Source organism: Sulfurimonas aquatica (assembly GCF_017357825.1).
Lineage (GTDB): Bacteria > Campylobacterota > Campylobacteria > Campylobacterales > Sulfurimonadaceae > Sulfurimonas > Sulfurimonas aquatica.
This window is the reverse complement of record NZ_CP046072.1, coordinates 1-26,900: the sequence shown is the minus strand read 5'-3', so window position 1 is coordinate 26,900 and position 26,900 is coordinate 1. Positions and strand designations below refer to the sequence as shown.

General features: G+C 34.3%; 25 protein-coding genes. 12 read left to right on the top strand and 13 right to left on the bottom strand.

The genetic code is table 11. The annotated features are described in order from the left end of the window. Positions 1–2: 2 nt before the first annotated feature. The 4 genes from GJV85_RS00125 to GJV85_RS00110 are packed head-to-tail and all read right to left on the bottom strand — an operon-like array spanning position 3 to position 3,330. Entirely contained in the window at positions 3–926 is a 924-nt protein-coding gene (locus GJV85_RS00125; RefSeq protein WP_207561866.1) for a phospholipase A, read from the bottom strand. A gap of 14 nt (positions 927–940) precedes the next feature. Beyond that, complete coding sequence (locus tag GJV85_RS00120) at positions 941–1,579, bottom strand: protein-L-isoaspartate(D-aspartate) O-methyltransferase (protein WP_207561865.1); 639 nt, start codon at positions 1,577–1,579, stop codon at positions 941–943. Between the two features lies 1 nt (position 1,580). Further along, the gene (locus GJV85_RS00115; protein WP_207561864.1) at positions 1,581–2,321 is read right to left on the bottom strand and encodes a carbon-nitrogen hydrolase family protein; all 741 of its coding nucleotides are present in this window, start codon (positions 2,319–2,321) and stop codon (positions 1,581–1,583) included. Continuing rightward, positions 2,308–3,330 (bottom strand): ribonucleotide-diphosphate reductase subunit beta, encoded by a 1,023-nt coding sequence (locus GJV85_RS00110; RefSeq protein WP_207561863.1) that lies wholly within the window; start codon positions 3,328–3,330, stop codon positions 2,308–2,310. The genes GJV85_RS00115 and GJV85_RS00110 overlap by 14 nt, the downstream gene beginning before the upstream one ends. A gap of 90 nt (positions 3,331–3,420) precedes the next feature. Here GJV85_RS00110 and GJV85_RS00105 point away from each other — a divergent pair, with 90 nt between their 5' ends. Together GJV85_RS00105 and GJV85_RS00100 are read left to right on the top strand one after the other, a co-directional pair. After that, positions 3,421–4,386, top strand: a complete 966-nt coding sequence (locus GJV85_RS00105; RefSeq protein ID WP_207561862.1) for a hydrolase — start codon at positions 3,421–3,423, stop codon at positions 4,384–4,386. Positions 4,387–4,464: 78 nt separating this feature from the next. Beyond that, the gene (locus GJV85_RS00100) at positions 4,465–5,208 is read left to right on the top strand and encodes an alpha/beta hydrolase (protein WP_207561861.1); all 744 of its coding nucleotides are present in this window, start codon (positions 4,465–4,467) and stop codon (positions 5,206–5,208) included. Between the two features lie 16 nt (positions 5,209–5,224). Here GJV85_RS00100 and GJV85_RS00095 read toward each other — a convergent pair whose 3' ends face one another. Both GJV85_RS00095 and tenA read right to left on the bottom strand, forming a co-directional pair. Then, positions 5,225–5,614, bottom strand: coding sequence for a hypothetical protein (locus tag GJV85_RS00095; RefSeq protein WP_207561860.1), 390 nt, complete (start codon positions 5,612–5,614; stop codon positions 5,225–5,227). Between the two features lie 19 nt (positions 5,615–5,633). Further along, positions 5,634–6,287 carry a thiaminase II gene (tenA, locus tag GJV85_RS00090; RefSeq protein ID WP_207561859.1) on the bottom strand — a complete coding sequence of 218 codons (654 nt, stop codon included), beginning with the start codon at positions 6,285–6,287 and terminating at the stop codon, positions 5,634–5,636. Between the two features lie 294 nt (positions 6,288–6,581). Between tenA and GJV85_RS00085 the strand changes: the two genes are divergently transcribed. The 9 genes from GJV85_RS00085 (at position 6,582) to GJV85_RS00045 (ending at position 16,229) form a co-directional block, all read left to right on the top strand. Continuing rightward, complete coding sequence (locus tag GJV85_RS00085; RefSeq protein ID WP_207561858.1) at positions 6,582–7,892, top strand: SulP family inorganic anion transporter; 1,311 nt, start codon at positions 6,582–6,584, stop codon at positions 7,890–7,892. 168 nt (positions 7,893–8,060) lie between these two features. Further along, a complete protein-coding gene (locus GJV85_RS00080; protein WP_207561857.1) occupies positions 8,061–9,617 on the top strand; it encodes a DUF2202 domain-containing protein in 1,557 nt (518 codons plus the stop codon). 55 nt (positions 9,618–9,672) lie between these two features. Next, positions 9,673–10,323 (top strand): response regulator transcription factor, encoded by a 651-nt coding sequence (locus tag GJV85_RS00075; protein ID WP_207561856.1) that lies wholly within the window; start codon positions 9,673–9,675, stop codon positions 10,321–10,323. Continuing rightward, a complete protein-coding gene (locus GJV85_RS00070; protein WP_207561855.1) occupies positions 10,298–11,281 on the top strand; it encodes a sensor histidine kinase in 984 nt (327 codons plus the stop codon). Before GJV85_RS00075 ends, GJV85_RS00070 begins: the two co-directional genes overlap by 26 nt. Before the next feature lie 28 nt (positions 11,282–11,309). Then, positions 11,310–11,669: a hypothetical protein gene (locus GJV85_RS00065; RefSeq protein ID WP_207561854.1), complete on the top strand. Its 360-nt coding sequence runs from the start codon at positions 11,310–11,312 to the stop codon at positions 11,667–11,669. Positions 11,670–11,686: 17 nt separating this feature from the next. Continuing rightward, entirely contained in the window at positions 11,687–12,817 is a 1,131-nt protein-coding gene (locus GJV85_RS00060) for an outer membrane family protein (RefSeq protein ID WP_207561853.1), read from the top strand. Then, positions 12,804–13,217 carry a tetratricopeptide repeat protein gene (locus tag GJV85_RS00055; RefSeq protein WP_207561852.1) on the top strand — a complete coding sequence of 138 codons (414 nt, stop codon included), beginning with the start codon at positions 12,804–12,806 and terminating at the stop codon, positions 13,215–13,217. Before GJV85_RS00060 ends, GJV85_RS00055 begins: the two co-directional genes overlap by 14 nt. A 68-nt stretch (positions 13,218–13,285) precedes the next feature. Then, on the top strand, positions 13,286–15,685 hold the full coding sequence (locus tag GJV85_RS00050; protein ID WP_207561851.1) for an efflux RND transporter permease subunit: 2,400 nt from the start codon (positions 13,286–13,288) through the stop codon (positions 15,683–15,685). Positions 15,686–15,749: 64 nt separating this feature from the next. Next, positions 15,750–16,229 (top strand): c-type cytochrome, encoded by a 480-nt coding sequence (locus GJV85_RS00045; RefSeq protein WP_207561850.1) that lies wholly within the window; start codon positions 15,750–15,752, stop codon positions 16,227–16,229. 63 nt (positions 16,230–16,292) lie between these two features. Here the strand turns inward: GJV85_RS00045 and typA are convergent, their stop codons facing one another. After that, complete coding sequence (gene typA / locus GJV85_RS00040; RefSeq protein WP_207561849.1) at positions 16,293–18,095, bottom strand: translational GTPase TypA; 1,803 nt, start codon at positions 18,093–18,095, stop codon at positions 16,293–16,295. Between the two features lie 251 nt (positions 18,096–18,346). Between typA and GJV85_RS00035 the strand changes: the two genes are divergently transcribed. Continuing rightward, entirely contained in the window at positions 18,347–19,603 is a 1,257-nt protein-coding gene (locus GJV85_RS00035) for a CCA tRNA nucleotidyltransferase (RefSeq protein WP_207561848.1), read from the top strand. Here GJV85_RS00035 and GJV85_RS00030 read toward each other — a convergent pair. The 6 genes from GJV85_RS00030 to dnaA all read right to left on the bottom strand — a co-directional run bounded on the left by GJV85_RS00030 (position 19,592) and on the right by dnaA (position 26,821). Beyond that, entirely contained in the window at positions 19,592–20,035 is a 444-nt protein-coding gene (locus tag GJV85_RS00030; RefSeq protein ID WP_207561847.1) for a hypothetical protein, read from the bottom strand. The genes GJV85_RS00035 and GJV85_RS00030 overlap by 12 nt on opposite strands. 9 nt (positions 20,036–20,044) lie before the next feature. Next, a complete protein-coding gene (queF, locus tag GJV85_RS00025) occupies positions 20,045–20,428 on the bottom strand; it encodes a preQ(1) synthase (protein WP_207561846.1) in 384 nt (127 codons plus the stop codon). Between the two features lie 14 nt (positions 20,429–20,442). Next, the gene (locus GJV85_RS00020; RefSeq protein WP_242689800.1) at positions 20,443–21,837 is read right to left on the bottom strand and encodes an EAL domain-containing protein; all 1,395 of its coding nucleotides are present in this window, start codon (positions 21,835–21,837) and stop codon (positions 20,443–20,445) included. Positions 21,838–21,846: 9 nt separating this feature from the next. Beyond that, positions 21,847–24,162: a DNA topoisomerase (ATP-hydrolyzing) subunit B gene (gyrB, locus tag GJV85_RS00015; protein ID WP_207561845.1), complete on the bottom strand. Its 2,316-nt coding sequence runs from the start codon at positions 24,160–24,162 to the stop codon at positions 21,847–21,849. 100 nt (positions 24,163–24,262) lie between these two features. Further along, positions 24,263–25,330, bottom strand: coding sequence for a DNA polymerase III subunit beta (gene dnaN, locus GJV85_RS00010; protein ID WP_207561844.1), 1,068 nt, complete (start codon positions 25,328–25,330; stop codon positions 24,263–24,265). A gap of 183 nt (positions 25,331–25,513) precedes the next feature. Next, the gene (gene dnaA, locus GJV85_RS00005; protein WP_207561843.1) at positions 25,514–26,821 is read right to left on the bottom strand and encodes a chromosomal replication initiator protein DnaA; all 1,308 of its coding nucleotides are present in this window, start codon (positions 26,819–26,821) and stop codon (positions 25,514–25,516) included. Positions 26,822–26,900: the final 79 nt, after the last annotated feature.

Here is a 26,900-nt window from a genome sequence, read left to right as displayed (position 1 = left end):
TCTCAGCGTGATAAACTAAATCCTATAGCTATCTTTTCTACATAGTCATCTTCTTGTGGGGTTTGCCCTGCATAATCACTATTTCCAGCATAAGAGCTCATACTCTCACCATAGCCCATAAAACCTTTTACATAAAGGAAAAGACTCTCTCCAAAAAGAGGATAACTATAACGTATGTCAATAGCGCCCCTATCTTTAAAGTTATCTCTAAAGAGCGTTGTAAGAAGATGCTTTTTATAAGGAAATAAAAACTTAAGATGCCCTCTTCCCATTGTGTCTACTAGCGCTGGATTGTAGTCATAGTTGTCTGAAACCCTAGTCCAAAGAGCAAGCTCTGCAAAAATTGATCTATACTGAAAATAAGTACTTAGAGTTACATAGTTCCATGCTCTTTCATGCGGAACTCCTAGACCATTTGATTTATGCGCATATGCTAAACGAATAGCTTTTGCATACTCTGTCTTGAGTGGGAGCGTTACAAAAAACTCTGGATTATAATCACTCGTCCTAAAAAAAGCATCGCCAACATAGTATTGCCAAAAAGAGTGCTGAGTATAAGCAACGCTATAGAGTTCTCCAAGACCTAAAAGATTCGGGAAAAAACTATACTTTACACTCACTTGAAACTCTACTTCCATGTTATATGTATCACGAATCTTAGTTGAATCATCGTAGTTTCCGTTTATTCTAGCGCTTAGGGGAAGTAAATAATTTTCATGGTGAGACTTGATGTTAAAAACAGAATGGGAGTGCTGGAAAATTGTTTTTTTCGTTTGGGTATCTTCAATCCAACTTAGGGTACTAAAGAGCTCGTCATTATTTTGCTCAATATCACTATTAACAGCACCATAAACCTCTTTTTTAAAGCCTTTCGTTTCTGCTTGAAGTGACAATAGCAAAAAGAGCAATAATAAAACTAGCTTCATAATAACTCCTCAGTTTACTTCTGCACACCATCCAAGATGGGAACAAAATCACAAGCCTCTAGCTCGACTCTCTCTATAGTAGTTCCATTTTTTATAAACTTAGTAATAATCTGCTTAGAGCCTTTTTGCATGGGAGCTACTAAAATTCCACCATCGCTGAGTTGCTCAAAAAGTTTTTGGGGAATCTCTTTAGCCGTTGCTGAGAAGAGTATTCTGTCATAAGGTGCATAAGATATCCACCCATTTTGTCCATCATCCGTTCTCGTGTGAATGTTACTCAGCCCAAGACTTCTAAACCTCTTTTTAGCCTCTAACATCAGTGGTTCAATCCGCTCAATAGTAAAAACACCACGAAAAAGATGTGAAAGAACTGCTGCTTGATAACCACTTCCACAGCCAACTTCAAGGACTCTATCAGCGCCTTTTGACTCAAGGTACTCACTCATTTTAGCGACTGTTAGTGGTGAGCTTATGTATTGTGAAGAGCCTATAGGTAGGGCATCGAGCTTATATGCGCTATGTCTAAAGCCAGCTGGTACAAACTCTTCTCTGTTTGTAGAGGCGATGGCATTTTTAACGTCGTCGCTAAGTTTAAATCTTGCATCACACTCATCTGCTAAGCGGGCTGTTTTTGTTGCTGTTATTCTGTCCAAACTATTTTATCCCTACGTCAATATATCTTCGCATTAAAGATATCTCTTTTTTCTTATATACCTGCTCTAAGCAAGGCTTATTCCCATTGTAAGTGACTTCACCATTTGGAGTAATTATTGCGCTCATTTTTGAGCACTCTTCATTAAGTGAATCACTTGCTATTACATAACACTGGTTCATGATGGCAAGCGTTTGCGTTAGCGCTTTAAAATGCTCAGCTCTTGGAACACCCCACCATGATGGTGTAGCTATCACGTCCGCTCCCTCAGCCTTTTTCCATAACTCTTTAAAACGCAGCTCAAAACAGATAAATATTGCAATCTTTATTCCATTTACTTCCACTATTTCAAAGTTTTCATCTGAGCCTTCAGCCATATATTTATGCTCGTCTCCAAGTTTAAAGAGTCTTGCTTTTGATCGTTCATATACAACTTCTTCATTAAAAAAAATCTTTGCCGTGTTAAAGATTTGTCCCTCATGTTTTTCAAGCATGGTTAAAATAACTATCTTCTCTGTTGAAGCTTTTAATATCTCTAGAGTAGCTTCTTTACTAAATGCCACAGCATCTTCAATGTTTGCGTAATCAAAACCGCTTAAACAGACTTCAGGAGCAACAATAAAAGAGTTTTTTGGCGTTTTGTTTATGAGCGTTAGTAGCGTTTGTAGGTTAGCGTTATAGTCAGAAGTGGTTTTAAAAAGCAATGAGCACAGAGTATGCTCATCTACTTTAGAAGTCATCATCAAATGAAAGACTCCCTTTAGAGTAGTTTGTTACCGTCGCTTCAAAGAAGTTTGTTTTTTGGTCGTTGAACTTTGCAAAGTCATCTACCCATTTAATAGGATTAGATACGTTGTAAATCTTCTCAAAACCAACAGCGCGAAGTCTATCGTCAGCTAAGTACTGAATATACTGCTCAACAATATCATCAGTAAGACCTAAAATCTGTCCTTGCGTTATATATTTTCCCCATTCAGTCTCAAGTTGAACGGCCTCTTTAAACATCTCAATAACGTCAGCTTTTAGTTCATCCGTAAAAAGATCCGCTCTCTCTTTTTTAAGTGTATTGATAAGGTTTTGGAAAAGTACAAGGTGTGTTACCTCATCGCGTTGAATAAAACGAATCATCTGTGCGCTTCCTAGCATCTTACCTGAACGAGCAAGCGTATAGAGATAAGTAAATCCGCTGTAGAAGTAGATACCCTCTAAAATTTGGTTTGCAAAACACGCTTTTACAAAGTTTGTATCGGTAGGGTTATCCATAAGCTCTATATAAACTCTTGCTATGGCGTCATTTTTACCCTTAAGCATCATATCTCTACGCCAAAGGTCATAAATCTCAGCCGAATTTGTTGAGATACTATCAACCATAACCGCATATGATTGTGAGTGCAGAGCCTCTTCAAAAGATTGACGTACCAAGATAAGATTTATCTCTGGAGAAGTGATGTAAGGATTGATGTTATCAATGATATTATTTGTTTGGAGTGAGTCCATAAAAATAAGTTGTGAAAGCGCTTTATCATAAGCCGTCTTTTCAGCGTCAGTAAGAAGCTTATAGTCATTCACGTCACGAGTCATATCTACCTCTTTTGGAAACCATGTGTTATTTAACATCATCTCCCAAAGATTGTATGCCCACTGATACTTAATGTTGTTAAGTTCAAAGATTCCTGTTGGATCGCCACCAAATACTTTTCTATCATTTACACTCTCAGTCGAATCAGGATTATATATCTTTTTTCTATCCATTTTAGTGGCTCCATATTTTGTAAGTTCATGATTATAGCCATCTATATATAAAAATATAATAAGCTATAATAATGTTTTAGGATGGTTAAAATGTATGAAAAATTTAGTGCTGGTTTTGGTCTAAAAAATAGACATTTACAGACGGTTTATGCATCATTTTTTAGAAAAAACGTTCCCATTGATTTTGAAGTGGAAGAGTTTGTTTTAAGCGATGGTGATTTTCTTGAGTGCTTTTGGAGTTATGCGGATAAAAAAGAGAAACAAATGCCAACCGTCGTACTTTTTCATGGCCTCACCGGCTCATACCGATCTTCATATATACTGGGAATGATCCATGCGCTTAACTCTGCAGGACTTAACACCGTACTAATGCACTTTAGAGGCTGCGGTACAAAAGCAAATCTTTTGCCCCGCTCTTACCACAGTGGAGAGAGTGGAGATGCCTTAGAGTTTATACAATCCCTTAGAAAAAGAAATCCTCTCTCGGACGTCTATGCAGTAGGCTTCTCTCTGGGCGCAAATATGCTCTTAAAACTCCTTGGAGAGATGGCAAAAAACTCTCTAATAAAAAAAGCCGTTGCCATCTCGGCTCCTATGCAACTAGATACTTGTGCAAACTTTATTAATGAGGGCTTTTCTAAAATCTACCAAAAAAGATTAGTGGGAGATTTAAACAAGTCTCTAGATAAAAAGTACGATAAACACGATATGTTCTCTCATATCAATCTTAAACGCGAAGATATTGTAAAACTTAAAACCTTCTGGGATTTTGATGGAGCATATACTGCTCCGGTTCATGGATTTAAATCTGCTGAGGATTATTACACCAAGTGTAGCTCAAGACAGTTTTTAAAAAACATTCAAACGCCAACACTCATTATTCATGCTCTTGATGACCCCTTTATGAGTAGCGATGTAATCCCAAACGAGAATGAACTCTCTCCCTTCATTACGCTTGAAGTAAGTCAAAATGGCGGGCATGTTGGATTTGTTGGCGGGAGTATTTTCAAACCAGAGTATTGGCTTGAAAAAAGAGCTATTAGATTTTTCTCCTAGGTTCTGTAGTTTTCAAAGCTCTTTAACACTAATTTTACACTTCTCTAGTACCATTACCTAAAATTAATAGGATTTAGTATGAAAAAATTTGCCCTACTTTTACTTTTGAGCCTCTCAAGTTTTGCTTCTGAACTAACTATTACCTCAGAAGATGGTTTTAAACTCTATGGGTATTTAGATAAGCCCCAAACTTCAAAAAGTAAAACTCCCATCATACTTTTTGCGCATCAGTTTGGCTCAGACCACTCCTCATGGAATAACATCGCTAAAAAGTTTAACGATAAAGGCTATGCAACTCTACTTGTTGACCTTAGAGGACATGGTAAGTCTATATATCAAAATAACAAAAAAAATGAGGTTGTAACCGCTACTAAGTTTTCAGAGATTAAAGTAGCACATACTCAAAGTGATAAAAAAGTTACTTTTAAAAATATCCCTCAAGACCTTACTAATTGGTTAGAGTACATAAGTGATGACGAGTCTCTTGATATGGAAAACCTCTATCTGTTTGGCTCCTCTTTAGGCGCTGGTAGTATCATCTCTCTTCTTAATGAGTATGACGCCAAAGCGTTAGTTGCAATATCTACGGGAAGACAGGCATCGCTTAAAGAAGAGACAAACATGGCACTCTCTACTTCTATGACAAAGGAGCTTTTTATAGCTTCTAAAAATGATCCTCTCGGTGCTAAAGAAAGAACTCTTCTTTATACTCAAAAGTCTATTTTAGGAACTGCTCTTATTGTCTCAGGCAATGGTCATGGAACAATGATTCTGCCACAAGTTGAAGATTATATATTTACGTTTATTGAAAATATTAAATAAATAATATATTACTAAATCACTCTTCGTAATGTGCAAAAGCACCTTCGACACTTAGGACATTTTTATAACGTGTATTCGTTAATCTGACATACTTTGTTTCTATGTCACATATTGCAAGGCGAAAGTTAGAGCCCATAAATGGCTCAACTATACAAATAATTTTTCCATTTACTTGGCGCGTTGCATGGATATCACCTTGAAGAGTATGAAAAAAATACTTTGGATAACTCAGAGGCGTAATTTCAACAATGTTAACGCTTGTTCTCTCTTCTAAACTCTGAGCGATGAGACTTGCGTCTTCAAAGTTGTCAAACTGAACGCACCAATCATCAAAGACTTTATTAAAGTGTTCTAGCTCTTCATCTAAAAATCCACCTGCTGGCGATTGTAAAGCGTAAATACTCATTAACTATCTTCTTTTACTCTCATATCTTCCATTGCTCTTGCTTATATGCGGAGTCCCAAAACATCCACTCTAATTTGGATGTTTTTATAAATACCTCTTCCATTTTAGCAAGACTCTCAGGCGAAGCTGTTAACGCATATGTATCGACAATGTTTATTGCTTGCTTAACGGCCTGCGCAAACTCATCACTTGCATATGTAGCTATCCATGCTTGGTAAGGGTTGGAGTCTCTGTTTTCTTGGTTTGCCAATATAAAGTCACCCACTTCCTTATAGATGGTAAAACATGGAAGTACTGCTGCTGCTCCAATCTCTACAGATTCATTATTTACTATACGCGCGAGGTATGAGTTGTAGAGTTCACACGTAGGAGAGGGAGTAGTATTTTTATACTGCTCCTCTAAAAACTCTTTGTGCAGAGCGTCTTCAACTTGTATGATGCCCGTAGCAGACTCATAAAAGAACTGCGTATCTTCCGCTCGATGGCACTTGCTTCCCACGCCAACTAACGCTTTTTTATACTCACTCAAGTAAAGCGAATCTTGATTAACGTAAAAACCAAAAGTGTCTTTGTCTAAAGTTGCTTGCATAAGTTCACTAACGAAGTCGTGCATAATGATTTCTTGATAAATATATTCTGTTTTAGCTCTTGTTTTTTCGTACCAGTTTTGCATGATATTATCCATTTAGTTGTAAGTAAGAAATAATAACAAATCTTTCTAAAATATAAATTAGTGTAAATCGCCACTTAGAAACTTGAAGAGAAAAGTCGAAGTTGTAGGGGAGTTATACAAGGGGTGAGAGAAATTTTGGAGATAATTAGTCAATAATACAAAAAAAAATGTTTTCATATAGTAACTCTTTTGTATTAAAAATCTTTTTATCTCTTTTTTTTTGATTTTATAAGTAATATTCTATATACTATTTCACTAAAAAATAATAATAACATTACAAAGGTATACTGAACTATGAAAAATGAAAATACTGAGCAAGACCAGAACATAGACCACGGTTCTGCAGCATTTATTGCAAAATATGCTAGTCGTGACCTTCAAGCTGGTGTAATTACCGCGACAATGGCAATCCCATTATCCATTGGTATTGCCATGATGTCAGATTATCCAATTCAAGTAGGACTTGCAACAGTTGCATTTGCTTCTTTTATAGCATTCATATTTGCTATCTTTCGTCCAGGTAATTATATTGGAGCTCCAGGAATTGCAGCGGGCTTAGCCCCAATTCTTGCGATGGGAATTGCAACCTTTGGGATGGAGAACATGGCCTTTATTATTTTTATGACGGCAACATTTCAAGCTGTTATATGGAAGTTTAACTGGCAACGCTATCTTTTAATGGCTGTTCCCTCTTACTTAGTTGAAGGATTATTGGCTGGTATCGGTTTAAAAATTGCTCTGAAATTCTTGCCTTTTCTTTGGATGCTGCCAGCTGGCGCTGCCACTGATGAAGCATTTTGGAGTGACGCTCGCATTCAAATCATCGCACTTTCTGTGGTTGGAACAATTCTTTTTCTTCTTTTGTTTAAAAAATTTAAAGATACAAAACCAGCATTGCCATATTTTACTTTAATCGTGTATGGTATCGTAGCTTCTCTATTTATCGATGTGAAGATGCTAACGGTAGAAGATGTGAATTTCACCCTGGCGTTACCTATACCTAATTTCGATTCTCTATATTTATGGGCCTATGCGATCTTCTTCTCATTAATGCTAGCTGTTGTTGATGTAATTGAGCAGGTAATGAGTAATGCGGCAATTGAAAAAATCGACCCATTAGAGCGTCCATCTAATTCAAATAACTCCTTATTGTCCATCTGGGTATCAAACATGGGTGCAAGTTTCTTTGGTGGTATGACAAACCTTGATGGTTTGGCAAAATCCTCGACAAATCATCTTGCGGGTGCATATACAAAACTATCGGTATTAGTAATCGGTATACTCATAACGTTTTTTGTATTTAACTCTCAATATTTACATTACTTACCTTACTTCGCATTGGCAATCATTATGTCGTTTGTTGGTATCAAAATGTTCTTAGGCTTGTTACACATTGCTGCGTTTGGACCTTATGCCGTACTACTTGCAACTGTTTGTGCAGGCTTGGTATTTAAAGTTGGTATCTTTGAGGGGCTTATTATTACTCTCATTATCCATGGTGTTATTAGTTATGTCATCTTCTCAGAAATTGAAAGTATGCCAGCTGGAACTATTGTTAGTAAATACTTCCAAAAGTTCAAAGTAGATGACCAAGAACTTAACTAATATCTAAGTACCTTCTTTTTTATCTATTCCCACAACTATTGTGGGAATAGATAAATAGCTCCCATAATAAAAATGATTTCAATACTAGATTATAATCTTTTCACTACACACTAACCACATTCATCTTTCCTATACTTCGTTTATAAATAAAAACAGAAGGTTTTAAAGATGAAAAATTTAACATTAGCGAGTCTAAGTTTAGTAGCTATCATAAGTCTCAGTGGTTGTGGTAGTAGTGCTCAAAGTGCACTTGATAGTACAAACACAGACACAATAACAGGTTATGCAGTTGACCCAGAACTAGTAAATGCAAAGGTATTTGTAGATGCAAACAGTAATGGTACATATGATGAAGGTGAACTCCTTACATACACTGATGAGAATGGACTTTACACGTTAAATATACCTACAGAAGATTTAGACAAGGCAATAATAGTTACTGAGGGCTTTGACAAGGCAACTAAGAAAAAATTTATGGGTAAGTTCTCTGCTCTTATAGAGACAGATGCAACTACTCAAAATATAACGCCACTAACAACACTTGTACACAATTACAAACTTCAAAACTCTACTCAAACATTAGCAGAGATAAAGCTGCAAATTGCTTCTACACTTGGAGTAAGCGTTGAAGATTTAGACTCTAATCCTGTTGATCTTGGCAATGAAAATATCTTAAAAATAGCTATGGAGTTAGAGTATATCTCAGCATATATAGAAGAGAAAGATAGTGATGCTGATGTCTATGCCGAGTATGCGCAAGCTTCTACGAATGGTGCAAATATGGAAATACTTATGCTTAATGCATTGGACCGCAATAGACAAAGATTAGAGCCACTAGATGAGGATAAACTCAAAGACTTTCACTCAGAGTTACAAAAACTCCAAACAAATGGTTTTACAGGCTATACGCTTGCACTTACTATTGATAACATCCATAATAAAATATCTGATGCAAATGAGAGTTCAGCACTTGATGATGATATCTATGACGATGAGGATATGGTAGTTCTAGAAAGTGAACTCTCGTTTGAGATGGGTCAACGCGAAGCAAATCAAGATATGCAAAATGGTGGAAATGATTTTAACCTGAGTGCTTATCCAGAGTCAACATTAGATGAGGCTACAAAGTATACTCTTGCATATATGTGGAACGAGGAGCGTTTAGCTTATGATATGTACAATGCACTTTTTGCTCTGTATCCAGAACAAAAATCATTTATAAATATCGCAACAAGAAGTGAAGCTAAACATATAGATATAGTTGAGTCGCTTGTAGAGCGTTATGATCTTAACATCACCAACCTTGTAGACTATAGTGTTAATTATAGTGAAGAAGAACTTCGTAGTTTTGCTCCTGGAACCTATAGTCTCCCTGTAATTCAAAACCTTTATGATGACCTTTATACAAAAGGGCAGACAGATATGCAGAGTGCTCTAGAGGTAGGATGCATAATAGAAGTAGTAGATGTGAATGACTTAAGAGCAGACATACAAACAGCCACTGCAAATAACTCAGCAGATGTAGTTGCAGCATTTAATGTACTTCTAAATGGAAGCTACTCTCACTACTGGTCTTATAATGGAGCACTTATCAACCTTGGTGTAGCTGAAGGATGTGGCATTTTAGGCTCTGAGTATGCAAAAACTACTGAAGATTATCCAGTGGCTGAGAGTAATGCTACTGAAGGCGAGACTGCTAAAAGATTACGAAAAGGTAAACAATAACCATTAAGCTTGCTTTGGTTATCATTATCTTCAAATAGCCCTAGGTGTTTATAGAATGAAAATACTCTTTATGGAAGATGATAAAAACTTAGCACAAAGTGTTATTGAAGAGCTTGAAGATATCTCTTATGAGGTATCTTGGGTGAGCAGCTCAGATGATGCAAGTGAACTCTCTTATGATGAAAAGTTTGACCTCTACCTTTTTGATGTAAATGTAGAGGGAGATATAGATGGCTTTGAACTCTTAGAGTCACTACGAGAGAGCGGCGACAAAACTCCCGCTCTCTTTTTAACCTCTCTCAACCAGATAAACGACATGAAAAAAGGCTTCAAAGCCGGTGCTGATGACTATATCAAAAAGCCTTTTGACTTAGATGAACTCCTGCTACGTATAGAGTCTAAACTCCCAAAAACAACTGCACTTCAACTCTCAAATAGATTTGCCATAGATTCCGTAAATAAAACTATCATTTGCGATGATAACGCCATAAACATTCCTGTTAAAGAGTTCTCCATACTTGAGTATCTCTGCGTTAATTTACATCAAATTAATTCTGCTCAAGATATCATTAACATACTTTATAGCGACAACCCTATAACTATAGCTACCTTTAGAACCTATATAAAAAATATTAAACGCCACATAGAGGGTTATGCAGAGATTGAAAATGTAAAAGGAGTTGGTTATCGCTTTAAAGTCTTATGAGAGGGGAAGTTTTATACGCTTTTTTCTTATCTATACATCAGTTTTTATGCTTATGTTTATAGCTCTTGCATCTTTATACTATTTCCAAGAACGCCAACGCCTATTTAAAGAGAAAAGAGTTGAAGTAATGTTGGCGTTTAATGAGTGCAAACGCATCAACTCTCTACTTCAAAATGAAGAAATTTGTGAGATGCAAAGCTCCCGACCAGATATGAGTAAAACAACAGAGACTCTTCTTTATACATCGCTCTTAACACTTATCTTTACACTTGGAGCAGGTTTTATCCTTGCTAGGATTTCACTCAAGCCTGTTCGTGACTCGGTAGAGAGAATGGATAGTTTTATAAATGGAATAGTCCACGACATCAATACTCCACTTAGTATAGTAAAACTCAATGCCCAGTCAATAGCACGCCGACTTGATGATGAAAAACTCATCGCTAAAAATAGACGCATCATCCAAGCAAGCGAGCATATAGAAAACCTTGAAGAACAACTTCTTTTTACACTGAAAATCCACCACTATGAACTACAAAAAAAGAAGTTTGACCTTTTTTCTAAACTCCAAGAACGCCAAGGCTATTGGAATGATCTTAAAACTAACATAAATGTGAATGTTATAGGGGAGAGGATATCTGTAAATGCAGATGAAATTGCTCTACTTAGAATGATAGACAATGTAGTAATAAACGCCATAAAATACTCCAAACAAGATCAGAACGTCACCATAGAGCTTAGAGGAAATGAGCTCAAGGTAGTTGACAGAGGAGAGGGAATAAAAAATCCTAAAATGGTTTTTGAGAAATACTATAGAGAGTCTACAAAAGTAGATGGCCTAGGTCTGGGTCTCTTTTTAGTTTACCAAATAGCTATAATGCATAAAGTAAAGATAAACATAAACTCGCAGTTGGGTAATGGAACTACGTTTAGTTTTGATATATCTAGCATTACACACTAACTACATTTTAACTAAGTATAATACTCCTATGAAAACATTAACTTTTATCTCATTTTTTTTACTCGCTACAAATGTTTTTGCTCTGAGCATGGAGTCTTTGCGTCAGAGTGAACGCTATGCAACTCTAGCTGAGTTTAAAGAGCTTCATACACAAAGAACTATCACTAACAAACAAAACAGAAGATTAAAGTATAAAAAATCAACAACTATGAATCATGACACTTTTTTTAAGGCTCAAAATAGAACTCGTTTATTAGAGAATTCTCCTACAAATCATAGCACTGGAGAGTATCAAGCTAAGGCTAAAATGAAACTAGATACATTTCAAGAGAGGATAAGTCCTAATATCTCCATCGATGCTAGGCCACCAGGAAGAGGTAATCACTAAGATGGGAGTAACTTGGAATGAATAAGCTTCTTATAGTTTTACTTCTACAGATCCATCTTTTAGCACAAGACTATACTGTATGGCTTAACACTATCGCGCATGCTGAAGCAGAAACTATACTACCCAAAAACAACTCTACAGACTCACAAACAAACAGCTCTCTCTACTCACACTTAAGTATAGCCTACGATTTTAATGAAAACTTTTATACTCTTTTAGGTGCTAAAGCCAACTACATTTTTTATGAAGACAACTATGACTCAACTTCAAATCTAACTCTACGCCAAACGTCTAAGGAACTTAACCGTGCTATGATCAGCGAAGCTTCTCTTAACTACCAAAATAAAAACTTCACTATAACTCTTGGCAAAAATGATATAAACTATGACTGGATATCTGGCTCTATGGACGGAGCTATATTTATGTATACATATGGCATCTATAGCTTACAAACTTTTTGGGCCTACAACTATGAACAGCTTTATTATAACTACTATGCACAAACAAAACTACAAACAGACTCTAGCTCACTTGAGGGGATGTTTGGTAGTATATTTTCTATAGAAGATAGAAATTTACAGCTTCATCTTTATAGTTACTGTATCGAGAACTCATTTACAATGTCGGGTGCTAACCTCGCATATATTTATAAAAACTTTGGTTTTAATCTTGGCTACACAAGTCTTGTTGGAGACGACTCATCTTCATATGCTTATCATGAATCATTTCTTGATGCCTCTATTGAGTACCTTTACAAAAACCACTATATGGCCCTTGGAGCATCCCTTACAGGAGAGAATGGACTCTATACAATGCTTAGTATGGGAAGCTATATCTTTGGCAATTTCTACCTTGGTAATCAAGTAGATAGAAGCAGTGCTAAAAATAGTTTTTTTAAATATAGATATAATGCTAGTAAATTCTATCTCGAAACTGTAGTAGGAAGTAGTATCTATAATGATATATTTCAAACAGATGCTAATAAGCTCTTCTCTAGGGAGATAGATCTCTATGGGGGCTATGAGCTTAATAGAGAGTTCTCAATTAGCGGTGGTGTAGTTTATATGGATGTGGATGATAGAGATCTTTTGAGTGAAGATAGAACTATGTTACTTTTAAACTTGGTGTACAACTATGAAACTAAGTAGACTCTTTCTCTCTCTTTTTGTCACTACCCTTCTGCTCTGTGTTCCGCTAGTCATTGAACAGGCACTTGAGTTATATGAGAGTAACAAACTCCACACTAACAAGAGTGTTTTACTTGAGTTAGAAAACTTAGCAAACGCAGGAGATAACTCTGCCGCTTTTTTACTAGCAACTGCATATAAAAATGGTAAGCTTGGTGAAAAAGATCTACAAAAGGCATCTCACTGGTATGAAAAGTCAGCAAACAATGGTGACAAAGATGCTATGCTTATGCTTGGCTGGCTATTTTACAAGGGAAGCGATACAACAGTCATAGATATAACAAAAGCAAAATATTGGTTTACAAAAGCCTCCAACGAAGGTGTAGAAGAAGCCATAGAGATGCTTGAACTTTTAGACTAAGTATAATTTAACAATCACTTAACATAAACTGACTACAATCTATAAGAAAATTCGATCAAGGATTTATTATGCAATCAAACTGGCGCCTACAGGTAGAAAAAAAATTTGAGAGTTTCTCTTACTTTATAATCAAACATAGACTTAAAACACTTTTTTTAACTCTCTTAATGATTTTTACTCTCGCATCAAATATACCAAATATTACTTTTGACACATCGACAGAGGGGTTTTTATATAAAGATGACCCAAAAATACTCCTCTATAATGACTTTCGTAATCAATTTGGTCGCGATGAGAAGATAATAGTCGCCATAAAAACAGAGGATATTTTTGATAAAAAGTTTTTAGAAAAACTCTTCAAACTCCACAAGGAGATTAAAGATAATTTACCCTACATAAAAGAGGTAGATTCACTCCAAAATGCTAGAAAGACAGTTGGTAACGAGAGTGCACTTATAGTCGAAGACCTCTTTGTCGATGGCATACCTACTAAGCAGGAAAAACTAAACGCCATAAAAGAGTTTGCTCAAAGTAATGCTATTTACAAAGACCTCTATTTAAATGCAGATGCTACCTTTACAACCATAATGATAACCACAAATACATACTCATCACTCGGAGCCGATAATTTTGATCCACTAAGTGAGGGTTTTGAGGATTCAAGTAGTGACGTAAAACTAGAGTTCATTACAGCAAATGAGAGCAATGAACTCATACTTGTTTTGGAGGAGATTTTAAAGAAGTACGAAGACGATAACTTTAAAATATATAATGCTGGCTCACCCATAGTTACCAAAAACCTACAATCAACCCTCATGAGTGATATGTCTAAATTTATCCTCTATGTAGTTTTAACTATCTCTATTTTGCTCTTTATTACCTTTGTTAGAGTCAGTGGCATTATTGTTCCCCTTCTTGTTGTTATTCTCACGCTTGTAGCTACTATAGGGAGTATGGCTCTGCTGGGATATCCTATAACATCTATGACACAGATTCTGCCCTCCTTACTTTTGGCAGTTGCCATTGGTGATAGTATACACATACTCTCGATTTTTTATCATAAGTATGATGAAACAGGAGATAAAAACTATTCCATCGCTTATGCTATTGGCCACTCTGGATTAGCCGTAGTTATGACCTCGTTTACCACAGCTGCATCTCTTCTCTCATTTAGCATCTCAGATATTGCACCAGTAGCAAGTCTTGGAATATTTTCAGCCCTTGGTGTCACTTTAGCTCTTATCCTTACACTTGTTTTTATTCCCTTAATGCTCTCACTGACTCCAATGAAACACAAGTCTCAAGATAGCGATAGTTTTTTAGACTCCTTTATGATAAAAATCGCTAACTTCTCTATAAATTACTACAAAAGTATCATTGGTGCTGCTGTAGTTATCATTGTTGTCTCTTTAGTTTTTGCCATACAGATGAGATTTTCACATAACCCTCTAGAATGGTTTAAAGAAGATAATCAGGTTCGTATAAATACTGAGACTATAGACAAAGAGTTAAGAGGCTCTATCACAATCGAAGTTGTTTTAGATACTGGCAAAGAAAATGGTGTTTATAATCCTGAGTTTTTAAATTCCATTGAGAGAGTAACAAAAGAGATATATACCTACAAAGGGGAGAACTACTTTATAGGTAAAATAGTCTCTATCAATGATGTTCTTCGTGAAATAAACATGGCGTTAAATGAAAATAGGCCCGAATTTTACACCATTCCACAAAATAGAGAGCTCATAGCACAAGAGTTTCTGCTCTTTGAAAATAGCGGAAGTGATGATTTAGAGCAGATAGTCGACTCACAGTTTAGCAAAACAAGACTCTCCATAAAAGCACCATGGGTTGATGCTATTGAGTATCTAGATATGATAGATAAACTAACGAATCTACTTGAGAGTGAGTTTAAAGATAAAGCCACTGTTGGTATAACTGGGATACTCCCTATACTCGCCACTACTATCACCAAGTCAATTGAGAGTTCATTAGAGAGTTATCTTATTGCGTTTGTAGTTATAGCAGTTCTTATGGTTGTGCTAATAGGAAATTTAAAACTTGGATTACTGAGCATGATACCAAACCTAACACCAATTATGTTTGGTATAGCATTCATGTATGTTTATGAGTTACCTCTAGATATGTTTACAATCCTAATCGGTGCAATAGCCATAGGTATGGTAGTTGATGACACCATTCACTATATGCATAATTTTAAACGCTACTATATTCTACACAACGATGTGGATGAAGCTATAAGATTGACCCTACACTCTACAGGTAGAGCAATTTTCATCACCTCCATTGTTTTAAGCTCAGGATTTTTGGTTTTTATGTTTGCTAGTATGACTAACCTATATAACTTTGGACTAATAACAGGAGTAACTGTTATAGTTGCTATGATTATGAACCTTACTCTCACTGGAGCACTTATGAAGCTCTTTGTGAAGGGTCATGCGAGCATCTAGAGTTAATATTAGCCTAACACAAAGTAAGTATAATCTACTATATATAAAATAAGGATTTATTACCATGAAACTATCAAGCCTACTTTTAACTCTCTCTCTTTCATTAACATATACTCAACTCTTGGCATCTTCAGGTGAAGAGCTATTTACAAACAAATGTGCCCTCTGTCATACCATGCAAAGACCGGATGATATGTCCACTATGCTTGCTCCGCCAATACAAGGTGTTATATTTCATCTAAGAGAAGCTATGAAAAGTGATGAAGAGCTTCTCTCTCATATAAAATCATTTACAATGAACCCCACAGCAGATAAAGCAGTATGTAGAAGTGTAAGAAGATTTGGCGTTATGCCCTCTCAAAAAGAAAATATCACTGAAGCTGAACTAGACATAGTTGCAAACTGGTTAGTATCTAATATATCTACATCAAGTCCAGATTGTGGTAGAGGTAATTGTAATAATACTAAAAGCATGAAAGGAAAAGGTCAAGGGAAAAATAGTGCTAATGCTAGGGGTCAAGGAAAAGGTCAGTGCCAAAACTAAGAGTTTAAATCTTTAAACCCTTAGACTTACATGTCACATTGTGTGACATGTAAGAAGTAACGACTACTTACGAGAGTTACGTTTACGTTCTGCTTCTGTTAAGAATTTTTTACGGATACGAATAGACTTAGGTGTAACCTCAAGAATTTCATCATCTTCAATCCACTCTAGAGCACGCTCTAGTGACATATCACGAGGTGGAATAAGTTTAATAGCTTCATCAGCACCTGATGAACGTACATTTGACTGTGCTTTACCTTTAATAGGGTTAACTACAAGGTCATTTTGACGAGAGTGCTCACCAATAATCATACCTTCGTATACTTCAGTCTGAACACCGATGAAAAGAACACCACGATCTTGAATACCAAATAGTGAGAATGCGAGAGTTGAACCTGGAGTCATAGAGATAAGTGCACCATATGAACGTGATTCAACTGTTCCACTAAATGGACGGAACTCTAAGAAAGAGTGATTCATTACACCCTCGCCTTTAGTATCAGTTAAAAACTGACCACGGAAACCGATAAGTGCACGAGCAGGAATTTCAAACTCGATTCTTTGGAAACCTGAACCCATTGGTAGCATTGACTTCATCTCAGCCTTACGCTTACCAAGACGCTCAATAACACCACCAGATAATTCTTCAGGAACATCAATAACTAAATGCTCAAATGGCTCACACTTAACACCTTCAATCTCTTTTTTGATAACCTCAGGACGAGAGATAGAAAACTCAAAGTTTTCACGACGCATATTTTCAGCAAGAACAGTAATCTGAAGCTCACCACGACCTGAAACTTTAAATTTACCCTCACCAACAACTTCAAGTCTCATAGCAACGTTAGTGTTCATCTCAAACTCTAAACGCTCACGAAGTTTGTTTGAAGTTACGTGTTTACCCTCTTTACCAGCTAGTGGAGAATCATTAACTGCAAAAACAACTGTTAGTGTTGGCTCTTCAACATGCATTGGGTCAAGTGCAACTGGATTAACTGGATCACAAACAGTATCTCCAACGTCAACAGTCTCCATACCAGCAAATGCAACGATATCACCAGCTTCAGCTTGCTCAATTTCCATACGGTTAAGACCATGAAAACCAATAAGTTTAGTAATCTTACCTTTAACAAATTCACCATCAGCTTTTGCAAGCATGATGTTATCACCCTTATTTACAGTACCATTGAAAATACGAGAAATACCGATTTTTCCAACATAGTTATCATAATCAAGTGTAAATACTTGTGATTGAAGTGGATTATCAGGAGAACCTTCTGGTTCAGGTATGTGACTTAAAATAGTCTCAAATATACACTCAAAGTTTCCATCAGGATCATCCATATCAAGTTTTGCTATACCATCACGTGCAGCAGCATAAATGATTGGGAAATCTTGTTGCTCATCTGTAGCACCCATATCTGCAAAAAGGTCAAACATCTCATCAGCAACACGGTCACAATCAGCAGAAGGTTTATCAATTTTATTAATTACAACGATTGGCATTTTACCAAGTGCTAACATTTTTTTACAAACAAACTTAGTTTGAGGCATAACACCCTCATAAGCATCAACTAGAATTAAAACACCATCAACCATTTTAAGAACACGTTCAACTTCACCACCGAAGTCAGCGTGACCCGGAGTATCAATAATGTTAATCTTATAGTCTTTATAGCGAATAGCTGTATTTTTAGAAAGAATCGTAATTCCACGTTCTTTTTCTAAGTCATTGCTATCCATAGCTCTTTCATCATGTGCTTCATGTGAACCAAATGTACCAGACTGTTCTAGCAGTCCATCAACGAGTGTAGTTTTACCGTGGTCAACGTGAGCGATTACGGCGATGTTTCTAATTTTTTGCATTAGGGTTTCCTTTTTGGGAAAGATTTTCTAGAAGAGTGTTCTACTTAAAAACAGAGCATCTCAATTATTTTCGCGATTATACCCAAATAAATATAAGAGACTTGTAAAATAAGTGATATACTTAGATGTTAAAATTGTAATTACACACTCTTAAGCATTATAATAAAAGCATAATCTTTTATTATTCAAAGAAAAATAGAAATATTATTATTTTCTAAAAACAAAATATTTATCTTTAAAAAAAGTGAACTATGATTGATTATCCAAATAATTTAGAAAAAATCTTTGATAAACTAAAGAAATTTAGCATAAAACCCATAATTATTGGTGGTTATGTACGAGATAAAATCTTAAATATTGACTCTAAAGATATAGATATTGAACTTTATGGCGTAAAAAACTTTGAAAATTTAGAAAACATCCTACAAGAGTTTGGCAGGGTTAACAGTGTAGGTAAAAGTTTTGGGGTGTGTAAACTCACTTTGAAGGATTTAGATATAGACTTCTCTCTACCTCGAAGTGAAAGTAAAATATCCTCAGGACACAAAGGTTTTAATGTTTTAGTAGAAAACCACTTAGACTTTAAAACTGCAACAAGCAGGCGTGACTTTACTATAAATGCTATTGGCTACGATGTACAAGAGAGAAAAATATTAGACCCTTTTAATGGTAGAGAAGACTTAAAACTAAAAATATTAAAAGCAGTAGACATTATAAAGTTTGCTGATGATCCACTACGAGTCTTAAGAGCTATTCAGTTTAGCTCTAGATTTAACCTAAAAATAGATGATATGCTTTTAATGAAATGCAGAGCGATGATAAATGAGTCTCTCTTAGATGAACTTCCAAAAGAGAGAGTTTTTGATGAAATAAAAAAACTTTTTTTTAAGTCTACTAAACCATCAAAAGGATTTTTACTACTTAAAGAGATGGGAGGATTTTCTTATTTCAGAGAGTTTGCTTTGCTTTCTCAAGATGAATTTTTATCTACTCTTAACTCTATAGACCACCTAAAAAGATTTACCATCAATAATAACAAAACAAACATAACTCTTATGTTATCTGTACTTTGCTATTACTTTAATGAGAGAGATTCAAAAATATTTTTATCAAGATTAACAAATGAGGTAAAACTGTTTGAGTCAGTATTTCCTTTGCTAAAACATAAAAACATCTCTCTTGATGAACAAAAAACAGATTACGATATCTATCTTTTAGCAACTAAAGTAGATATAGAACTTTTTTTAATCTTTCAACAGGCTATCGAGTTAAGTAAAAACAGAAAAAAGTCTAAAGAGATATATGAAAAAGCATCTAAGCTTGGTGTTTTAAATAAAGAAGCGGAGCCTTTATTAAAAGGGAGAGATTTACTTGAACTTGGATTAAAGCCATCTATAAAGTTTTCTCAAATCCTAGCTCTTGCCTATGATGCCCAAATAAAAGGTAAGTTTATCATCTATAAAGAGGCTAAAGCTTGGTTAAAAAAAGAGTTAGATTTACTGCTTTAAAAGATCCATTTTTGACTTTAATTGAGTAAGTGTCTCTAATATTCCTAAAGAGACATCAATAGAGTCTGTTATTCTTGATATATAGATATCCTTATGTTTTGTGTCATAATCTTTTAGAATATCTGCATAGACTTCTAAAAACTTTTGTGTCAACTCTATTGAGTCGACTGAAACTTTAGCATTACCAGATATCTGTAAGACAAGATCAAAAGCTTTTTTCTTTTTAGAATCCATGTCATCACTTTTAATGTATAGCTGCTTCGTACTCTTATCTTCTAAAGTCAATTTTCGCATAACCTCATAGATATCTTCTTCTTCTACATCAGGTGCTCTAACATACGATTTCATCTCTGTTATAGTCATTTTTGAGACTTTCTCTCTAACTGGATTAGCCTCTTCTTTTTTCTTTTTGGATAATATTTTACCAAACATACCTGCTCCTTATGAGCTCATTTTTGAACTATCGATCTCTATAACAGTATGAACATTTCCTCTTGGGTTGTAATCAGCTACAACTTTCATGTACTTTGGTTTTAGCTTTCTCTCTAAAAGCTCATAAATCTCATTTGCAGAGTTCTCATGAGATACATGTTTATTACGAAAAGAGTTTATATAAAGTTTTATAGCCTTTAGTTCAACTACCCACTCATCAGGTGTATACTCTAAATATATAGTAGCAAAATCTGGATATCCACTTCTAGGACAAAGACAAGAAAATTCTGGTAGAGTCATCTTTATTAGATAGTCGCGTTTATGCTCATTGGGCCATATCTCTAAATCTTTTTCTACATCAAACTCATTTACTATTTTTTCACCATACTTCATTTATAATTCTCCTATTAACTTGCATAAATTTCTTGTAAAGATGAGAGATATTTTCCTTGCTTATAGTCTATATTCATTTTATTTACAAGTTCAAAACTTTCATCTTCTTCTATATTTTTTATCCAGCTCTTTATCCCTTTTTCATGTGCCATCAGGTTAAAGCCATCAATAATATTTTCATTCTCTTTTAATTTCTCTTTACTTGAGTAATAACTATCAAATCTAACTATATCAACATCAAGCTCCCTTAAATATAAAAAACTTGTATGAATTGCTCCTAATCTATCAATAGCAATTAAAACTCCACTTTTTTGAAGAGATTTTAGAATGCTATTATATCTACTAATATGTGAACAATACTCTTGCTCACTTAAAATAAAAATAACTTTTTGATAGGACTCTTCTAAAAGCTCTTTCGTTTTAGCAATAAATTTTTCATTTCTTAATGATGTTGGAGAGATCGAAAGAGCATAGGGAGTCTGTGAATGCCTAGCAAAAAGTAAAACTTGCTCTAATATCATCAAATCATATTCTATATTTAAACCTAGTTTATTTATAACTTTTAGATAACTCTTTGGATATAAAAGCTTTGAGTTTTTGGCCTTTAGCTTTATAAAACACTCTGAAAAAGCTACAGACTTATTTTTAAAAACATCTTGTTTCATAATAGTAAGGCTTCTATTTTTAAGTGCATCAATCACAAGTAGTTCTAATTCATTTGGATTTATATGCTCATATGCTTGAGTATTTTTTGAGTTTCTATTCTCTTCTTGGGATATAAAAAGATTTTCAACCAAATAGTTTAAATCTCTAGAGTACTCAGTATCTATGATTGAGCCAGAGATTTTTATCTCTATATTTTCTACTTTTAACTCACTAGATTTTAAACACATAAGGTCTAAAATAGTTGTAAACTCACTTTTAAGTCCCTCTAGTCCTAAAATAAAATCTCCCCCTTTAATATGTCCAAGAGGGAAGTTTTCAATTTTTTGGCTTTTGAGATAATTAGCTATCCAAAGAGATATCTCTTCTAAAACCTTATCTCCATTGTTGATTCCATAAAGCCTATTTATATCATTTAAGTTATCAATACTTACAAGTATTAATGTGTAATCACCCTGAAGTTTTAGCTTTTTTTTAATATGTTTATAAAGATATTCACGTGTAAAAGTTTTAGTCACATCATCTGTTATTTTTACATCATAACCACGATATATAAGAAATAAAATAAAATAGATGCTAAAGACAAGAAGCAGAATAGATTCAACATAGAACGAGCTTTCTAGAGTATCATAGTTACCTACAAGAGTGTGAGATACAAGGGCAATAATGAGAGCAAAGATAGGAAGTCCCATTCTTAGAGCTAGTCTAAAACGGTACTCCCTCTCTTTAGTTTGTGGTAATAGCATTAATAGCTGTTAAACATCCAGGTGTTTAACATCTTTAGCATGAGTCTCTATATAGTTACGACGAGGTTCAACTTCATCTCCCATAAAGAGAGTAAATGCATCAGATGCAACTTCAGCATCTTCTATAGTTACTTGGAGTAATACACGATTTTCAGGAGTCATTGTTGTTTCCCAAAGTTGATCAGGATTCATCTCACCAAGACCTTTGTAACGCTGAATATAAGCACCTTTTTTCGCATAATCTTTAATATTTTCAAGCTCTACTAAAATATCTTCTTCAAATGTTAGTTCCCACTCTTGAATCTTTTTAAATACATAATTAGCTTCTGTAAAGTGAGGAGCACTGAAAAGATCATCATTAATAAGAAGCTCTTCCATTCCACCTTTTGTTTGAACAAAAATATGAATCTCATTTGCCTCTTCATTGATTGTCTTAGTTAGTACGTTATTTTCGATACTATTTAAAAATTCTTCAACTTTAACATATAAATCTTTTGCACCAAGACTAATCAAGTCTGGATTTTCTACGAAGTGGCGGATAAGGTTTACAAGTGCGTATCTTCTGTCAAGCGCTTCAAGTGAACCAGCATAATGATCAACCATTTTAAAGTAAGATACAAGGTCGTTATGACCCAATGTTTGATTCTCTAAAGATTCAATACCATTGCCAATTAAAAAGTCGTTCATTTCGCGTTGGTCTTTAAAATAAATCTCTTTTTTACCTTTTTTATATCTAAAAAGAGGTGGTTGAGCAAGATATAAGTATCCTTTTTCAACTACATCACGGAAATGTCTAAAGAAGAATGTTAAAAGTAGCGTTTGAATGTGAGAACCATCTACATCCGCATCCGTCATGATTACAAGCTTGTGATAACGTAGCTTCTCTTCATTATACTCTTCACCAATTCCACAGCCCATAGCTGTAATCATATTTGTAATTTCATCAGATTTTAAAATTTTCTCTAGTCTAGCTTTTTCAACATTTAAAATCTTACCTTTTAATGGCAATATCGCTTGGAAAACACGATCTCTACCCATTTTTGCCGAACCACCTGCAGAATCCCCTTCCACTAAATAAAGTTCACAGATAGATGCGTCTTTACTTTGACAATCTGCTAATTTACCAGGAAGCGTTCCAACGCTCATAGAATCTTTTCTACGAGTTAATTCACGAGCTTTTTTAGCAGCTTCACGCCCACGAGCAGCCATTAGTGCTTTAGAAACTATAGCTTTTGCTTCAATAGGATTTTCTTCAAAATACTTTGAAAGAATTTCATAAGTTGATTTTTGAATAAGTGGTTTTACATAAGTATTTCCAAGTTTTCCTTTTGTTTGACCTTCAAACTGAGGCTCGGGAACACGAGCAGATACTATTGCAATAAGCCCTTCACCTGTATCATCACCAGAAATTTTTACGTCTTTTTCTTTTGCTGAAGAATTATTTGTGTTATATGTAGAAATTACACGCGTTAACGCTGCGCGAAATCCAGCTTCATGCGTACCACCATTTGGCGTACGAATGTTATTAACAAATGACGCAACCTTTTCTTCATATGAATCATTGTACATAAGAGCAACATCAAACTCAATATCTTCAATTTTTCCACTAAATGAATAAGCCTGTGCAACAAGTGTTTTTTTATTTAAGTCTTGTACATATTGCTCTATACCACCTTCGAAGTGATATGTTTCTGTTACATCTGTTCTCTCATCTTTAAAAACGATGCTAATAAATGGATTTAAGTATGCTAACTCTTTAAAACGGCGAGCTAAATAATCAAATTCAAAATTTACTGTTTCAGTAAATATACTAGGATCTGGAGAGAATTCTATAGTTGTTCCAGTTTTACGAGTATTACCTATTACAGCTAGAGGTTCTTGAGGTATACCTTTTTTAAAGTCTTGCTCAAATATCTCTTTTTCTCTATGAATAGTCATTTTAAGATCAGATGAGAGTGCATTTACAACAGAAACACCAACACCATGAAGACCACCAGAGACTTTATAAGTATCTTTATCGAACTTTCCACCTGCATGAAGTACAGTTAAAACAACTGTAGCGGCACTCATACCTTCCGTTGGGTGCATATCCGTTGGTATACCACGACCATTATCAGAAACTTTACACGTGCCATTTTTTGTAAGCGTTACATTGATAGTATCACAATGACCAGCCATAGCTTCATCTATTGAGTTATCTATAACCTCATATACAAGGTGGTGTAATCCACGGTGACCTGTATCACCAATATACATACCAGGGCGTTTTCTTACAGCTTCAAGTCCTTTAAGAACTTTAATATTACTAGCACCATAATTTTCCATTAACATCTCCGTAAGTAGCCTTAATTGGCATAATTGAAGTTATTTTATCTAAATTAATCTAAAAGTTTGTTTTATAGGGGATTTTGTAAGCTATCGTTAATTAAATAACGATAGGCATTACAACTGTTTTGAAGTTTTCATCGTTTAATATAAAAGGTAAATTACCTTCATTTAGTCCGATATTAAATTCTGAAGAGTTTATAGAGTTTAAAAAATCTAATAAATATTTTGAGTTTATAGCAATTGAAAAAGGCTCATTAAAACCTGTGGAGTGGCTTATTTCTGTTTTTGCTTCAATGTTATCATCACTTAAACTCTCAAATGTGATCAACTCATTTAAAAACGTAATTTTAACGTCTGTAGAAATAGTAGTTATCTGTTTTATAGAGTCTATCATTAAAGCTTTTGGCAGAATTAGTGAATTTTTAATCTCTTTAGGAATAATTCTTGAATATTCAGGAAACTTTCCATTTATTAGTTTTGTAAAAAAAGTATATTGTTCTGAATGTATAATTAAATTTGTATCATCATAATAAAGTTCAATATTATCAAAAAAGAGTTTTTGTATTTCAATTATTGCTTTTTTAGGAATGATTATTGAGAGTTCATTTTCACTTTCATTATTGATAGTTACAATTGCTAATCTTCTTGTATCTGTAGATGCAAAATTAATACTATCAGTTTTTATATCTATTAATGCGCCATTTAATTCAAATTTAGGGTTATTTGTATCTATGGCTGGCGTTATTTTCTTAAGAGATTCTATTAGAGTATGTGATTCTATTGATATTCGTGCTTTACCTTCATAAGAAGGGAATTCTGGAAAGTCATTAAATGAGAATGTAGGTAATTTAAAGTTTGAATGAGCTTGAGAGATATGAAGCATATCATTTTTTACTTCTAAGTTTATATTACCATCTTTAAGTATTCTAACAATATCTAAAAACTTTTTACCATTAGCGGTAATGCTACCCTCTTTTTCTATATTTACATTTTGTGTTGTAACTAAAAATCCTATTTCATAGTCAGTAGCTTTTATAGTTAGAGTTGAATTTGAAGCATTTATATAAATATGTGAAGTTATTTGTGAAGTATCTTTTTTTTCTAAAAAAGGTCCTGCATGAATGAGTATATTTTCTATAATTGATTTAGAAATAGTTATTATCATATGAAATTCCCTATATAATTATTATAATTTTAGTATGTAGTAGTAGGGGGTAGTGAATACGTGAAAAGGATATTCAAAGCCCTACTACTTGTACATTTACAGCGTGATGAATGCTTAGAGTTTCATTCACGCTTATTCACTTTTAGAATTATATCTTTTTTTAATAGATTTCAGGTATAAAGTTTAAGAGAGGGATGTTATTTTGTTACTTAGTTCTTCTATTTTTACTTTAAAATCTTCATCATCTTGTATTAAATCATTTATTTTTTTAATAGTATGACTAATTGCAGTATGATCTTTCATACCAAAGTACTTAGCAAGTTGTGGCATTGTGTTTTGTGTTAGTTCTCTACATATATAGATGGAAACTCTTCTAGCGTAAACTATGTTTTTGCTACGCCCTTTAGAGCGGATTTCACTTGGTTTTATATTTAAGTCTTTTGCTACGAGTTCTGTAATAGTGTCCATTGAAAGATTTGTTCGTTTTTCATGGAGTTGATCTTTTAAAACGTTTTTAGTAAACTCTAAATCTATATCTATATTCATAAGTTGTGAATAGGCATGTAGTTTTGAAAGAATGCCTTCTATCTCACGCACATTACTCTCTATAACAGTTGCAATATAATTAACAATCTCTTTTGAGAGTTTTACTTTATTGATTTCACATTTTTTTTCTATAATGGCTATTTTTGTCTCAAGCTCAGGTGGTTGAATATCAGCAACAAGCCCCCATTCAAAACGACTTTGAAGACGTGCTTCAAGTCCTGCTATCTTTTTTGGATGTTTATCTGCTGTAAATATAATCTGTTTTCCATCACCTTTAAGTGCTTCGAAGGTATGAAAAAATTCCTCTTGAATACCCTCTTTATTACTTAAAAACTGAATATCATCTATTAATAGAACATCGCATTTACGATATTTTTCACGAAAACGCTCCATGGTATTATTTCTAATACTGCGTGTAAAATCATTTAAAAATTGCTCTACTGAAGTATATATAACTATTTTGCCTTCTTGCAAAAAGACATTTCCTGCAGCCTGCATAAGGTGAGTTTTTCCAAGTCCAACACCACCATAGATAAAAAGTGGGTTATAAATCTTCCCAGCACTTTCACTTACACTCTTTACAGCAGCATAAGCAAACTGGTTGGAGCCACCAACCATAAAGTTGTTAAACGAATGAGATGGATTTAAAAGAGTGCTTCCTTTTTTTACTTCAATGCTTTTTTTAGAAGATTTTTTTTCAATTTTATTTTTTAGCGTTATTTGTACTTTTACTTTTAAATCTGACTTAACCTCAAATAGGTGAGAAATTTTTTCTGTGTATTTATTTTTTATCCAGTTTACTACAAGCGCATTGGGTGCATAAAATATTGCTAAATCAGAAGTAGATTTTTTTTCATCATAGTGCAGATGCTTGATATATCTTTTGTATTCTAATTCACTGATCTCTTCTTTTAATGATTCTAAAACTTTTTGACCTATATTCACATAAAACCTTGTTAATTAATATATATGTGAATAGTACAAACATATTGCATAAATTAGGGTTAAAGATATGTGAATAACT